The 12,576-nt window shown below is 65.0% G+C and carries 15 protein-coding genes; 12 read left to right on the top strand and 3 right to left on the bottom strand.

The window, feature by feature from the left end; translation table 11 throughout:
- The 9 genes from phnG to M2427_RS20855 are packed head-to-tail and all read left to right on the top strand — an operon-like array spanning nt 1 to nt 6,959.
- Nucleotides 1-414: a phosphonate C-P lyase system protein PhnG gene (phnG, locus tag M2427_RS20895; RefSeq protein WP_280708554.1), complete on the top strand. Its 414-nt coding sequence runs from the start codon at nt 1-3 to the stop codon at nt 412-414.
- Between the two features lie 4 nt (nt 415-418).
- Entirely contained in the window at nt 419-1,027 is a 609-nt protein-coding gene (gene phnH, locus M2427_RS20890) for a phosphonate C-P lyase system protein PhnH (protein ID WP_280708483.1), read from the top strand.
- 3 nt (nt 1,028-1,030) lie between these two features.
- Complete coding sequence (locus M2427_RS20885) at nt 1,031-2,146, top strand: carbon-phosphorus lyase complex subunit PhnI (protein WP_280708481.1); 1,116 nt, start codon at nt 1,031-1,033, stop codon at nt 2,144-2,146.
- Nucleotides 2,143-3,063, top strand: a complete 921-nt coding sequence (locus M2427_RS20880; RefSeq protein WP_280708479.1) for an alpha-D-ribose 1-methylphosphonate 5-phosphate C-P-lyase PhnJ — start codon at nt 2,143-2,145, stop codon at nt 3,061-3,063. The genes M2427_RS20885 and M2427_RS20880 overlap by 4 nt, the downstream gene beginning before the upstream one ends.
- Entirely contained in the window at nt 3,056-3,847 is a 792-nt protein-coding gene (gene phnK / locus M2427_RS20875; protein ID WP_280708478.1) for a phosphonate C-P lyase system protein PhnK, read from the top strand. The genes M2427_RS20880 and phnK overlap by 8 nt, the downstream gene beginning before the upstream one ends.
- A gap of 22 nt (nt 3,848-3,869) precedes the next feature.
- Entirely contained in the window at nt 3,870-4,568 is a 699-nt protein-coding gene (gene phnL / locus M2427_RS20870; protein WP_280708477.1) for a phosphonate C-P lyase system protein PhnL, read from the top strand.
- A gap of 12 nt (nt 4,569-4,580) precedes the next feature.
- Nucleotides 4,581-5,732: an alpha-D-ribose 1-methylphosphonate 5-triphosphate diphosphatase gene (locus M2427_RS20865; RefSeq protein ID WP_280708476.1), complete on the top strand. Its 1,152-nt coding sequence runs from the start codon at nt 4,581-4,583 to the stop codon at nt 5,730-5,732.
- Nucleotides 5,729-6,325, top strand: coding sequence for a phosphonate metabolism protein/1,5-bisphosphokinase (PRPP-forming) PhnN (gene phnN / locus M2427_RS20860; RefSeq protein WP_280708475.1), 597 nt, complete (start codon nt 5,729-5,731; stop codon nt 6,323-6,325). The genes M2427_RS20865 and phnN overlap by 4 nt, the downstream gene beginning before the upstream one ends.
- 22 nt (nt 6,326-6,347) lie before the next feature.
- A complete protein-coding gene (locus M2427_RS20855) occupies nt 6,348-6,959 on the top strand; it encodes a pyridoxamine 5'-phosphate oxidase family protein (protein WP_280708474.1) in 612 nt (203 codons plus the stop codon).
- 54 nt (nt 6,960-7,013) lie between these two features.
- Here the strand turns inward: M2427_RS20855 and M2427_RS20850 are convergent, their stop codons facing one another.
- Nucleotides 7,014-7,745 carry an SDR family NAD(P)-dependent oxidoreductase gene (locus M2427_RS20850; RefSeq protein WP_280708473.1) on the bottom strand — a complete coding sequence of 244 codons (732 nt, stop codon included), beginning with the start codon at nt 7,743-7,745 and terminating at the stop codon, nt 7,014-7,016.
- Nucleotides 7,746-8,133: 388 nt separating this feature from the next.
- Here M2427_RS20850 and M2427_RS20845 point away from each other — a divergent pair, with 388 nt between their 5' ends.
- Genes M2427_RS20845 through M2427_RS20835 form a run of 3 tightly spaced genes read left to right on the top strand, consistent with a single transcriptional unit; the run spans nt 8,134 to nt 10,276 of the window.
- On the top strand, nt 8,134-8,328 hold the full coding sequence (locus M2427_RS20845) for a hypothetical protein (RefSeq protein ID WP_220005167.1): 195 nt from the start codon (nt 8,134-8,136) through the stop codon (nt 8,326-8,328).
- Nucleotides 8,329-8,356: 28 nt separating this feature from the next.
- Nucleotides 8,357-9,310 carry an aliphatic sulfonate ABC transporter substrate-binding protein gene (locus M2427_RS20840; RefSeq protein ID WP_280708471.1) on the top strand — a complete coding sequence of 318 codons (954 nt, stop codon included), beginning with the start codon at nt 8,357-8,359 and terminating at the stop codon, nt 9,308-9,310.
- Nucleotides 9,311-9,337: 27 nt separating this feature from the next.
- Nucleotides 9,338-10,276 (top strand): TauD/TfdA family dioxygenase, encoded by a 939-nt coding sequence (locus M2427_RS20835; protein WP_280708470.1) that lies wholly within the window; start codon nt 9,338-9,340, stop codon nt 10,274-10,276.
- A gap of 145 nt (nt 10,277-10,421) precedes the next feature.
- Here M2427_RS20835 and M2427_RS20830 read toward each other — a convergent pair whose 3' ends face one another.
- Both M2427_RS20830 and M2427_RS20825 read right to left on the bottom strand, forming a co-directional pair.
- Nucleotides 10,422-11,204, bottom strand: a complete 783-nt coding sequence (locus M2427_RS20830) for an alpha/beta hydrolase (protein ID WP_280708469.1) — start codon at nt 11,202-11,204, stop codon at nt 10,422-10,424.
- Nucleotides 11,205-11,208: 4 nt separating this feature from the next.
- Nucleotides 11,209-12,504, bottom strand: coding sequence for an O-acetylhomoserine aminocarboxypropyltransferase (locus tag M2427_RS20825; RefSeq protein ID WP_280708468.1), 1,296 nt, complete (start codon nt 12,502-12,504; stop codon nt 11,209-11,211).
- Nucleotides 12,505-12,576 lie beyond the last annotated feature (72 nt).

Raw genomic sequence — 12,576 nt, 5'->3', positions numbered from 1 at the left:
ATGGCCGTGCTGGCGCACGCGGAGGCGGGCGAGATCGCCGCCCGCCTCCGCACGATCCCCTTGCCCGGGCATCAGGATCTGCGCGAACCGGAGAACGGTCTGGTGATGCTGCGCGGCCGGGTCGGCGGCGACGGCGCACCGTTCAATCTCGGTGAAGCCACCGTGTCGCGTGCGGCGGTGCGGCTTGCCAGCGGCGAGGTCGGCTTCGGCTACACGCTCGGGCGCGACGGCCAGAAGGCGCGGCTGATCGCCTTGTGCGACGCACTGGCGCAGTCGCGCGAATTTGGTGCCGCCGTCGAGCGCGACGTAATCGCGCCGTTGCGCGAGCAGCTTATGATTCGACGCAAGCAGGCGGCGGAAGAGACCGCTGCGACGAAAGTTGATTTCTACACCATGGTGCGCGGTGAGGGGTGAGGCCATGACCACGATTGCGGAACTGCCGCCGGGGTTCGTCGACAAGGTGTTGTCGGCGCAATCGACCTTTCGCTCGGTCATGGACGCGATGGCGCGGCCAGGTGCGGTCCAGCGCATCGTGCCGATGGCGGGAACGGCCGGACCGATGATGCGCGGCGTGGCCGCGATCGCGCTGACGCTGTTCGACCACGACACACCGCTCTGGCTGGATCCGCGGATGTCGGAGAGCACCGACGTCTTGAAGTGGCTCAAGTTCCACACCGGCGCGCCGGTGATCCAGGACTCCTCGATTGCGGCCTTCGCGCTGATCAGCGACGGCGTGTTGCTGCCTGATCTCCAGCGTTTCGCGCTCGGCACCAACGAATATCCTGACCGTTCGACCACGGTGATCATTCAGGTCGAGAGCCTGGACTTTGGTCGCAGTTTCGAACTGCGCGGTCCCGGCATCGACGGTGTCGCAACGCTCCAGGCCTCCTTCAAGCCCTTCGACCTGTTCGAGCTCCTGCGCATCAACGAGACGCTGTTTCCGCGCGGCATCGACGTGGTTCTGGTCGCCGATGATGCCGTGGTCGCGATCCCGCGCACGATCCGCGTTACGAGCATGGGAGTCTGACGCATGTATGTCGCAGTCAAGGGCGGCGAACGCGCCATCGAGAACGCCCATCGCCTGCTTGCCAACGCACGGCGCGGTGACCAGGGCGTTGCGGAAGTTTCTCTCGACCAGATCTCGGAACAGCTTGGGCTCGCCGTCGATCGCGTCATGAGCGAAGGCTCGCTCTATGACCGCGAACTCGCGGCGCTGGCGATCAAGCAGGCGCGTGGCGATCTGATCGAGGCGATCTTCCTGGTCCGCGCCTTCCGCGCCACCTTGCCGCGCTTCGGCGCCAGCGAGCCCGTCAACACCGGTGCGATGCGCGTGCGGCGGCGGGTGTCTGCGACCTTCAAGGACATTCCGGGCGGCCAGATCCTCGGGCCGACCTTCGACTACACGCATCGCCTGCTCGATCCATCGTTGGCCGAAGGCTTTGTGCCCGAGGCGCCGGCGACATCGGAGGCGTCATCAGCGGCAACCCCGCGCGTGACCGATATTCTCGGCCGCGACGGGTTGATCGAGACCTCGCCGCAAGCCGAGGATGGCGCCAGCGTCGGCGATCTCACCCGTGAGCCGCTGAACTTCCCGGCAGATCGCGACCTGCGCCTGCAAAATCTCGCGCGTGGCGATGAAGGCTTTCTGCTGGCGATGGGCTATTCCACCCAGCGCGGCTATGGCCGCAATCATCCCTTCGTTGGCGAGATCCGCTTCGGCGATGTCGAGGTCGAGTTCGCAGCCGAAGAGGTTGGTTTTGCCGTGCCGCTCGGCTCGATCGAGCTGACGGAGTGCCAGATGGTCAACCAGTTCAAGGGATCGGCGACGGAAGCGCCGTGCTTCACCCGCGGCTATGGCCTTGCCTTCGGCCAGAGCGAGCGCAAGACCATGTCGATGGCGCTGGTCGACCGGGCGCTGCGTGCCCGCGAGCTCGGTGAAGAGGCCGGAGCCCCGGCGCAAGATGAAGAATTCGTGTTGTCGCATTCGGACAACGTCCAGGCGACCGGCTTCGTCGAGCATCTGAAGCTGCCGCATTACGTCGACTTCCAGTCCGAGCTCGGCCTCTTACGCAAGCTCCGGAAGGAATTTGCCGAAGCCTCAGCCGAGGCCAACGCGCCCGATGCCATGAAGGAGGCCGCGGAATGAACGCGCCCGCCTACAACTTCGCCTATCTCGACGAACAGACCAAGCGGATGATCCGCCGCGCGATCCTGAAGGCGATCGCGATCCCCGGTTATCAAGTGCCGTTCGCCAGCCGCGAAATGCCGATGCCTTATGGCTGGGGCACCGGCGGCGTCCAGGTGACCGCCGCGATCCTGGGGCCGCATGACGTGCTGAAGGTGATCGACCAGGGCTCCGACGACACCACCAACGCGATCTCGATCCGCAAATTCTTCGCCAAGACCGCCGGCGTCGCGACCACGACGTCCACGGAGGAGGCGACCGTGATCCAGACCCGCCACCGCATTCCGGAAACGTCGCTGCACGCGAACCAGGTGCTGGTCTATCAGGTGCCGATCCCGGAGCCGCTGCGCTTCCTCGAGCCGCGCGAGACCGAGACGCGTCGCATGCATGCGCTCGCCGAATACGGCCTGATGCATGTGAAGCTATACGAGGACATCGCCCGCTTTGGCCACATCGCCACCGCCTACGCCTATCCGGTGAAGGTGAATGCGCGCTACGTGATGGATCCGTCGCCGACGCCGAAATTCGACAATCCGAAGATGGACAATTGCCCGGCGCTGCAATTGTTCGGCGCCGGCCGGGAGAAGCGCATCTATGCGATTCCGCCCTATACCCAGGTGGTGTCGCTCGATTTCGAGGATCACCCGTTCGAGCCGTATCGTTTCAACGCGCCCTGCGCGCTGTGCGGCGCCGAAAATTCCTACCTCGACGAGATCGTCACCGACGACAAGGGCAGCCGCATGTTCGTCTGCTCCGACACCGACTACTGCGAGGGGCGTCAGGCCGCCGGCCATCACGGGGCCCTGAGTGCTGCGCCTTACAAGGACAAGGCGCAAGGAGAAGCACAAGCAGAAGCACAAGGGAAAGAAAATGGCTGATCTTCCGGAAACCGATCGGCCGCTGTTGATCGCCAACGCGCTCAGCAAATCCTATGGCCGCATCGTCGCCTGCCGGGATGTGTCGTTCGCGCTCTATTCCGGCGAAGTGCTGGCGATCGTCGGCGAATCCGGTTCGGGCAAATCGACCCTGTTGCAGCTGCTGTCGGGCCAGCTCGCCGCCAGCAGCGGGCAGGTGTCCTACCGGATGCGCGACGGCGTGACCCGCGATCTCGCCGCCCTCGGCGAGGCCGAACGGCGCCTCCTGTTCCGCACCGATTGGGGTTTCGTGCATCAGGATCCGGCGCAGGGTCTGCGCATGGCGGTTTCGGCCGGCGCCAATGTCGGCGAGCGGCTCATGGCGGTGGGCTGGAACCATTACGGCCGCATTCGCGAGAGCGCATCCGACTGGCTCACCCGCGTCGAGATCGACGTCGCGCGCATCGACGATGCGCCACGCACCTATTCGGGCGGAATGCGCCAGCGCCTCCAGATCGCGCGCAACCTCGTCACCGAGCCGCGGCTGGTGTTCATGGACGAGCCGACGGGCGGGCTTGATGTGTCCGTGCAGGCCCGCCTGCTCGATCTCCTGCGCAATCTCGTCGCCGAACTGCATCTCGCCGTCGTCATCGTCACCCACGATCTCGCGGTCGCGCGCCTTCTCTCGCATCGCGTGATGGTGATGAAGGGCGGCCGCGTCATCGAAACAGGCCTCACCGACCAGGTGCTCGACGATCCCCGCGAGCCCTATACCCAGCTCCTCGTCTCCTCGATTTTGCCGCCATAAGCTTTTCAACATGAGTGCTCCGATGTCCGCCATGATCGAAGTCGCTGACGCCAACAAGACCTTTACCATGCATCTGCAGGGCGGCATCGAATTGCCTGTCGTGCGCGGCGTGACCTTTCAGGTTCAGGCGGGGGAGTGCGTCGTGCTCTCGGGGCCGTCAGGCGCCGGAAAATCGTCGATCCTCAAGATGATCTTCGGCAATTACCGCTGCGATTCCGGCCGCATCGGCATCCGCCATCGCGGCGAGGTGATTGATCTGGCCACCGCCGAGCCTCGGCAAGTCCTCAATGTCCGCCGCGCGACGATCGGCTATGTCAGCCAGTTCCTTCGCGCCGTGCCGCGTGTTGCAACCATCGACGTCGTTGCGGAGCCGCTGATCGTCAATGGCATGACGCGCGCTGATGCGCATGCGCGTGCCGGCGAGCTCCTGCATCGCCTCAATATCCCCGAACGGCTCTGGCAGCTTCCGCCCGCGACCTTCTCCGGCGGCGAGCAGCAGCGCGTCAACATCGCGCGCGGCTTCATCTCGGATCTGCCGATTCTGCTGCTCGACGAGCCGACTGCCTCGCTCGATGCGGCCAACCGCGCCGTGGTGGTCGAGCTGGTTGCCGAGAAGAAGCGCCAGGGCGTCGCCATGGTCGCAATTGTCCATGACGACGAAATCCGCCATTTGATTGCCGACCGCATCGTCGACGTCACCAGCTTTGCCGCCGCGGCCTGAAGGACAGGGAATATGAAGCCGAAGGATACCGTCATCGCCAACGCCAGAATCGTGCTGGCTGACCGGGTGATCGAACAGGGCTGGCTTGCCCTCACTGACGGACGCATTGCCGAGATCGGCGAGGGCAGGGCCCCCGCGGGCGCAGAGGACGCCGGCGGTGACCTCATCATGCCCGGCCTGATCGAGCTCCACACCGACCATCTCGAAGCGCATTACGTGCCGCGCCCAAAGGTGTTCTGGAATCCGGTCGCCGCGGTGATCTCCTATGATGGCCAGCTTGCGACCTCAGGCATCACCACCGTGTTCGATTCGCTCCGGGTGTGGCGCGAGGACGGTGCCGAGGAGGTCGATGGCCGTGCCGGCGTGCTCGCAGCGGCGATCACCACTGCGCGCGCCGGCAATCTGCTGCGCGCCGACCACTTCCTGCATCTTCGCTGCGAGATCCCGATGCCGAGCGTGGTCGAGGAGGCCAAGGAGCTGATCGATCGGCCCGACGTCAAGCTGATGTCGCTGATGGACCACACGCCCGGCCAGCGCCAGTTCCGCGACGAGGTCAAGCTGCGCGACTATTACCGGGGCAAGGGCGGCGGCATGACCGATGCCGAGCTCGACGTATTGTTCGCGAGGCGCTTCGATTACCAGACGAAGTATGCCGCGGCCAATATGCGCGAGATCGTAGCGCTGGCGCATCAGTACAAAATTCCGCTGGCGAGTCATGACGACACCACCGAGGAGAACGTCGCCGACGCCGTGCGTGACGGTGTCGCGGTGGCGGAATTCCCGACCACGATCGAGGCCGCGCGCGGCCTGCACCAGGCCGGCATCGACATCCTGATGGGGGCGCCCAACGTCGTGCGTGGCGGCTCGCACTCCGGCAACATCGCCGCGATCGATCTCGCGCGCGAAGGCCTGCTCGATATCCTGTCGTCGGACTACATCCCATCCAGCCTGCTGATGGGCGCGCTGCAACTGCCCGAGCATGCGCCGTCGATCAGCCTGCCGGCGGCGGTCCGCACCGTGACCAAGGCGCCCGCCGATGCTGTCGGCCTCACCGATCGCGGCGAGATCGCGGTCGGTAAGCGTGCCGACCTGATCCGCGTGCATGTGGCCGGTAGCGTTCCTGTTGTCCGCAGCGTCTGGCGCGAAGGGAGCCGCGTCGCATGAGCGAGGCGGTCGCGACGGAGGCAGGGCAAGCGGGCGCGATTGGTCCGGGGCGGCTCGTGCTCGTGGTGGGCCCAAGCGGTGCCGGCAAGGACACGCTGCTGCGGTTGGCGCAAGCCGCCTGCGCCGACGATCACGAAATCGTCTTCCCGCGCCGTGTCGTGACGCGCGCGTCCTCGGCCGACGAAGACAATATTGCGGTGAGTCCGGACGAATTCGCCCGTGCTCGCGATCACGGCGATTTCGCCGTGCATTGGGACGCACATGGCCATTCCTATGCGCTACCGCTGCAGATCAACGACGACATCCGCGCGGGGCGCGCCGTGGTGGTCAATGTCTCGCGCACGGTGATCAGCGCCCTGCGCCGGGCCTATGCCAATGTCGTCGTGGTCGCGATCACGGCGCCGCCGGACGTGCTGGCGCAGCGCCTTGCCGCGCGTGCGCGCAACAGCGACGGGAATATCGCCGACCGGCTCACACGCAGTGTCGGAGACGCATCGGCCAGTGCCGATGTGACTATCCTCAACGCCGGCAGCGCGGACTATCACGGCCGCCAGCTCGTGCGTGTGATCCGGAATGAATGCTGGCGCGAATAACCGGCAGAACAAGGAGAGTGGAATGACGGTGATTGAGACGGTCGAACAGCTGGAAGCCATTTACGGCGCCACCAACGATGCCTCGACCGTGAAAGTCGCCGACCACGTCACTCCGCTCTACCGCATCTTCATCGAAAAAGCGCCGTTTGCAGCGCTTGCCACCATCGGCCCTGAAGGCATCGACTGCTCGCCCCGCGGCGATCTTCCTGGCTTCGTCCGTATCCACGATCCCAAGACGCTGATGCTGCCGGATCGCCGCGGCAACAACCGGATCGATTCCCTGCGCAACATCGTGCGCGATCCGCGCGTATCGCTGATGTTCCTGATCCCCGGCTCCGGCAACGCAGTCCGCGCCAACGGCCGCGCGCATCTCTCTGTTGATCCGGACCTGCTTGCCTCGTTCAGGGTCGAGGGCAAGGCGCCGCGTAGCGTCATGGTGATGAACGTGGACGAGATCTATTTCCAATGCGCCCGCGCTATCGTCCGCGCCGACCTCTGGAATCCCGACAAGCGCATCGACCCGAAGACGCTGCCGACGCCCGGCCAGATCCTGGCCGAGATGAGCCAGAACAAGGTCGGCGGCGCGGAGTATGATCGCATCTGGCCGGAGCGCGCTGCGGCGACGATGTGGTGAGTCCGCGCTCTCTCGTCCCCCTCTCCCCGCAAGCGGGGCGAGGTGAAGAGCCCTCTAATTGAACGCCATTCCCCCACTCAACGCGATCGTCTGCCCGGTCATATAGGCATTGTCCACCAACAGCATCACGGCTTTCGCCACCTCCTCCGCCGTGCCGAAGCGGCCGAGCGGGATGCGGCTGACGAGCTGCGGCTGGCCGCTCATCATGTCGGTCTCGATCAGCGACGGTGCCACGGCATTGACGGTGATGCCTTCCTTCACCAGCCGCGCAGCATAGCCCCGCGTGAGGCCCTCCATGCCGGCCTTGGAGGCGTTGTAGTGCGGACCGATCGAGCCGGCACCACGCGCGGCGCCGGAGGAGATGTTGACGATGCGGCCCCACTTCCGCGCTCGCATCGACGGCAGCACCGCCTGCGTGCACAGGAACGCGGATTTCAGATTGACCAGGATGGTGCGGTCGAAATCGTCCTCGGTGAGATCGTCGACGCCGCGCGTGATCGCGATGCCGGCATTGTTGACCAGGATGTCGATCGGCCCGAGCCCGGCCGCGACGCGCTCAACCATGCCGGTGACGGCTTCGCGCTGCGAGACATCGGCCGCGACCACGATGGCGCGGCCGCCCTGCTTGCCGATCTCGCCTGCGAGTTGTTCAGCCGCGCCAATTCTCTCGCGGCAATTGATTGCCACCGCCGCGCCTGCTTCGGCCAAAGCACGACAGACGGCTGCGCCAATCCCGCGCGAGCCGCCGGTGACGAGCGCCACGCGCCCCTTCATGGTATCCGTCATGTCGTCCTCCCGCATTTCTTTGCGCCTCTCAGGGCAACGGTACCACGCTATGGACCCCCAGCGTGTTGACATCATTGCGAGATGATTTCGGCTGTGGCGGCTTGCGCGCAGAGAAGTGCGTGCACGCGACCGCGGCAAATATGGATAGCCATTTCATTGACCGATCGGGGCAATCCCTCGATATTCGAAACATCGAAACTGCATCTTCGAGCCGAAAGCTGCTGCATGAGATCGAATGACCAGCGAGTGAAGAGCGACATGCGCAAGCGCATGATGCGTCGCTGCGTCTCGGCCGCGACCGGCACCTGTTGTTGCTGCTGATCGCCGAGCCAAATCCCGATCGTAATCTCTTGACAGGAGCGCCGACCCGTTCGGCGAACAAGCAGCCATGCCCAAAGCCTATATCATCGAAGTTCACGACCGCACCGCCGGCATCATCGCCAGTGATGAGCGCGGCTTCCGCTTCTTCTCCTCAGAACGCCTGTTCGACAGCCTCGAGGGCCGACAGTTCCGCTCGGCCCGGGACGCCGAACGCGCCGCACGCGCCGTGTTCGCGGAGCGCCGGCACCTTGTGTCAATCTGAGCACCAGCCGACCGAAAGGACTTTGCAAATGATCACGCGACGACACATCATCGCTGGCGCTCTGTTGCTGGCAAGTGCGGCGGGTTCGCCCGTGCGGGCCGAGGACAAGCCGGCCGAGATCCGCATCGGCACCCAGAAGGGCGGCTTCTTCCCCGCCGTTCGCCAGCGCCAGACGCTGGAAAATGCCTTCAAGCCGCTCGGCATCGAGATCAAGTGGATCGACTTCCAGTTCGGTCCGCCGCTGCTGGAGGCTATCAATGTCGGCAGTGTCGATTTCGGCTATGTCGGCGATGCCCCGCCGATCTTCGCGCAGGCCGGCAGTGCGAAGATCCGCTACGTCGCCGCGGTGAAATCGGACGGCAACACCCAGGCGATCATCGTGCCGAAGGATTCGCCGATCAAGACGCTCGCCGACCTCAAGGGCAAGCGCGTTGCCTTTGGTAAGGGATCGAGCGCGCATAATCTCCTGGTCGCCGCGCTCGAGAAGGCGGGCGTCGCCTGGAGCGATATCACGCCGGCTCCGCTTGCGCCGGCGGATGCGACTGCGGCCTTCGTCAAGGGTTCGGTCGACGCCTGGTCGATCTGGGATCCCTATCTCGCGCTCGCCGAGCTGAAGGAGAACGCGCGCGTCCTCGTTTTCGACAAGGACGTGCACAAGCCGAACGCGTTCTACATCGCCAATACCGATTTCGTCGAAAAATATCCGTCGCTGGTCGCGAGGCTCAACACCACCTTCGCGTCCGAAGGCGTCTGGGCCAACGAACACCATGAGGACGTCGCCAAGGCGCAAGCCGACGCGACCGGCGTCGACATCGCGGCCGTCAGGCGTTTCGTGGATCGCTCCAACTTCCGCGTCGTGCCGCTGGATGCCGAGGTGATCGCAACCCAGCAGGCCGTCGCAGACCGCTTTGCCAAGCTCGGCCTGATCCCGAAGCCGGTCAACGTCTCCGACATTGTCTGGAAGTGGACGCCAGGTTCCTGAGCGGGCACCCTTTTGAGGAGTGGTAAAATGAGTTTCTACAGAGACTTCAATGACAAGCTCGCGATCGAACGCTGGAATACGGACCAACGCAAGCCGTTCGAGACGATCAAGGTCACGCAGCTCTCACCGACCGTGGGCGCGGAGATCTCCGGCGTCGACCTCGCCAAGGAGGTGAGCGAGACGCAATTCGCCGAGATCAGGCGGGCGCTCGACGAGAATCTTGCCGTGATCTTCCGCGACCAGAAACTGTCGCCGGAGGACCATAAGCGCTTCGCGCGCCGCTTCGGCAAGTCTTTGCACCGGCATGAGCTCGCCGCCACGCGCTTCAAGGGCGATGGTCCGTTCGATCCGGAATTCCTGTCTTGGAAGACCGGCCGGGATTCACGCTTCACCGCCGGCGACGGCTGGCATCCCGACGTGTCCTGCGATCCCAGCCCGATCGCCTATTCGCTGCTGCGGGTGACGAAGACCCCGCCGCTCGGCGGCGATACCGCCTTTGCCAACATGTATCTAGCCTACGAATTCCTGTCGGATCCGATCAAGCAATTGCTCGACGGGCTGACCGCGATCCACGACGGGGCGCTGGCCTGGACCGCCGGCTATGGCGCAAAGCCTGATCCCGGCAAGACCTATCCGCAAACCGAGCACCCGGTGGTGGCGATCCATCCGCGTACGGGACGCAAGTTCCTCTATGTGAATGCGTCCTTCACCTCGCATATCGTGCAACTAACGCGGCGGGAAAGCGACGCCGTTCTCCAGCTCTTGTTCCGGCATGTCGAAAGCCAGCTTGCACTGCAGACCCGCGTGCACTGGCAGCCGAATTCGCTGCTCGTATGGGATAATTGGGCGAGCCAGCACCACGCGGTCTGGGATTACTATCCCGAGGAACGCTGGGGCGAGCGTGTCTCGGTAGTGACTGGAGAGGCACCGCGAGCGCGGCTCGATCTCAGCGAAGCAGCCGAGTAGCTTCGCCGATGCGGCGCTCCATCTAGCTCCGGCGGCGCGCCCGCGTGCGCGCCGCTTTCTTGGCGGCGGCGGAGCGGGCCTTGGCGCCCTTGGTGCGGCTCGCCTTGCGCGCGGCAGCGGAACGCGAGGCCGAAGATTAACCCTATCAGCCTCTCAGCGCCGCGAGCAGTTCGTCCGGCCGCTCCGCCATGATCATGTGGCCCGCGCCCGGCACCACGACAGTCTTCGCATGCGGGATCGCCGCCGCGAGCGCCTTGCCGGCCTTCACCGGCGTCATCATGTCCCGCTCGCCAAGAATGAGTGTCGTCGGCACCTTCACGCTCGCAGCCGCAGTCAGCGCATTCGCGTAGGCATTGCAGGCGGACAGATCCTTGAACAGCACGCCCGGTTCGCAAGCCTGAAGCACGGCCTGTGCGCCGCCATGCATCCACAGGCCCGGCGCGAGGCTGCCGCCGAGCTCGGCGTTGAAGCCGAGGCCCCAGATCGAGACCATGTCGTTGGCATCCTGCGAGTTGGCCTCGGCCGCTTTCAGCAGATCCGGGCCGACGGTCATGGTCGCAGCCGTGCCGATCAGGCTGAGCGCCGACACCTTGTCGGGGTGACGCGCCGCGGTTTCCAGTGAGATCAGCGATCCCATGGAATGGCCGATGAGGTGCGCCTTCGCAGCGCCGGCCGCATCGAGCAGCGCCGCCGTCCAGTCTGCCATCTCAGCGATACTTCCCAGTGATAGGCCGGCCGAACGGCCGTGGCCGGGCAGATCAGGCGCCAGCACGCCAAAGCCGTGATGGGAAAACCAGCGCGTGTGCAGCGCCCAGGTCGAATGATCGAAGCCGGCGCCATGGAGGAAGACGACCGTGGGCAGGGACTTGTCGAAGTCGCGGCCGCCGGTCGCGACAAACACCTCAGTGCCGTTGACGGAGAGCTTCATCGTCTCAAACCTTTTGCGAGATGCGCAGCGCCTGCGCGAGATCGTCGATGATGTCGCTGGCCGTCTCGATGCCGACCGAGAGCCGCACCAGCTCCTCACCGATGCCGGCGGCCTTCAGCTGCTCGGCATCCATCTGCTGATGCGTGGTCGAGGCGGGGTGGATCACCAGCGTCTTGGCGTCGCCGACATTGGCAAGATGGCTGATCATGCGCAGGGACTCGATGAACTTGCGTCCCGCTGGCCGGCCGCCCTTGATGCCGAAGGAGACGATCGAGCCCGCGCCGCGCGGCAGCAGCGTCTTCGCAAGCTGGTAGTCGGGATGGGTCTCCAGCGAGGGATGCAGCACCCAGTCGACCGCCTTGTTGGACTTCAGCGCCTCCAGCACCAGGTGCGTATTCTGGATGTGCCGGTCCATGCGTACGCCAAGCGTCTCGACGCCCTGCAACAGCTGGAACGCATTGGTCGGTGACAGGCAGGCGCCGAAATCGCGCAGGCCTTCGGTGCGGGCCCGCATGATGAAGGCGGCCGTGCCGAACTGCTCGTCGAAGACGATGCCGTGATAGCCGCCATAGGGCTCGGTCAGCACGCCGAATTTGCCCGATTTGCGCCAGTCGAACCGGCCGCCGTCGACGATGGCGCCGCCGATCGCGATGCCGTGGCCGCCGATCCACTTTGTCGCCGAATGCATGACGATGTCGGCGCCCAGCTCGATCGGTCGGCTGAGATAGGGCGTCGCAAAGGTGTTGTCGATCAGCAGCGGGATCTTTGCCTCATGCGCGATTCCCGCGACCTTCGGGATATCCAGCACCTCGAGCCCGGGATTGCCGATGGTCTCGCCGATCACCAGCTTCGTGTTCGGCTTGATCGCCTTCCGGAACGCGTCATGATCGCGTGGCTTCACGAAACTTGTGGTGATACCGAAGCGCGGCAGCGTGTGCGCCAAGAGATTGATGGTGCCGCCATAGAGCGAGCTCGACGCCACGATGTGGTCGCCGGCGTTGAGCAACGTCGCGATCGCGAGATGCAGCGCGGCCATGCCGCTTGCAGTGCAGATCGCGCCGACGCCGCCTTCCAGCGCCGCGAGCCGCTCTTCCAGCACACCGGTGGTCGGATTGGAGATGCGCGTATAGATGTGGCCGGCGCGCTCGAGATTGAACAGCGCCGCCGCATGGTCGGAATCCTGGAACACGTAGGACGTGGTCTGGTAGATCGGCACCGCACGCGCCCCGGTCGCGGGATCCGGATGCTGGCCCGCATGCAGGCTCAGGGTTTCGAAGGCGGGCGGTTTCGGCGCGGGCATGCGTGGCCTCGTTAACTTCTCGGTAAGATCTTCGACATTTGCCACAGATCGAGGGGGACGTCAGCCGTTGAC

The sequence above is a fragment of the Bradyrhizobium sp. BR13661 genome (genome assembly GCF_029892425.1).
In the GTDB taxonomy this organism is placed as follows: Bacteria; Pseudomonadota; Alphaproteobacteria; order Rhizobiales; family Xanthobacteraceae; genus Bradyrhizobium.
The sequence above is the reverse complement of the archived record's forward strand: the minus strand, read 5'-3'. Positions and strand labels throughout refer to the sequence as shown.

Excerpts from the sequence above, each read along its gene's own strand:
- M2427_RS20850 (WP_280708473.1), bottom strand. The coding sequence starts at position 7,745 with ATGACGGATACCATGAAGGGGCGCGTGGCGCTCGTCACCGGCGGCTCG.
- phnK (WP_280708478.1), top strand. The coding sequence starts at position 3,056 with ATGGCTGATCTTCCGGAAACCGATCGGCCGCTGTTGATCGCCAACGCG.
- phnH (WP_280708483.1), top strand. The coding sequence starts at position 419 with ATGACCACGATTGCGGAACTGCCGCCGGGGTTCGTCGACAAGGTGTTG.
- M2427_RS20825 (WP_280708468.1), bottom strand. The coding sequence starts at position 12,504 with ATGCCCGCGCCGAAACCGCCCGCCTTCGAAACCCTGAGCCTGCATGCG.
- M2427_RS20880 (WP_280708479.1), top strand. The coding sequence starts at position 2,143 with ATGAACGCGCCCGCCTACAACTTCGCCTATCTCGACGAACAGACCAAG.
- phnG (WP_280708554.1), top strand. The coding sequence starts at position 1 with ATGGCCGTGCTGGCGCACGCGGAGGCGGGCGAGATCGCCGCCCGCCTC.
- phnN (WP_280708475.1), top strand. The coding sequence starts at position 5,729 with ATGAGCGAGGCGGTCGCGACGGAGGCAGGGCAAGCGGGCGCGATTGGT.
- M2427_RS20865 (WP_280708476.1), top strand. The coding sequence starts at position 4,581 with ATGAAGCCGAAGGATACCGTCATCGCCAACGCCAGAATCGTGCTGGCT.
- M2427_RS20830 (WP_280708469.1), bottom strand. The coding sequence starts at position 11,204 with ATGAAGCTCTCCGTCAACGGCACTGAGGTGTTTGTCGCGACCGGCGGC.
- M2427_RS20835 (WP_280708470.1), top strand. The coding sequence starts at position 9,338 with ATGAGTTTCTACAGAGACTTCAATGACAAGCTCGCGATCGAACGCTGG.
- M2427_RS20840 (WP_280708471.1), top strand. The coding sequence starts at position 8,357 with ATGATCACGCGACGACACATCATCGCTGGCGCTCTGTTGCTGGCAAGT.
- M2427_RS20855 (WP_280708474.1), top strand. The coding sequence starts at position 6,348 with ATGACGGTGATTGAGACGGTCGAACAGCTGGAAGCCATTTACGGCGCC.
- phnL (WP_280708477.1), top strand. The coding sequence starts at position 3,870 with ATGTCCGCCATGATCGAAGTCGCTGACGCCAACAAGACCTTTACCATG.
- M2427_RS20885 (WP_280708481.1), top strand. The coding sequence starts at position 1,031 with ATGTATGTCGCAGTCAAGGGCGGCGAACGCGCCATCGAGAACGCCCAT.
- M2427_RS20845 (WP_220005167.1), top strand. The coding sequence starts at position 8,134 with ATGCCCAAAGCCTATATCATCGAAGTTCACGACCGCACCGCCGGCATC.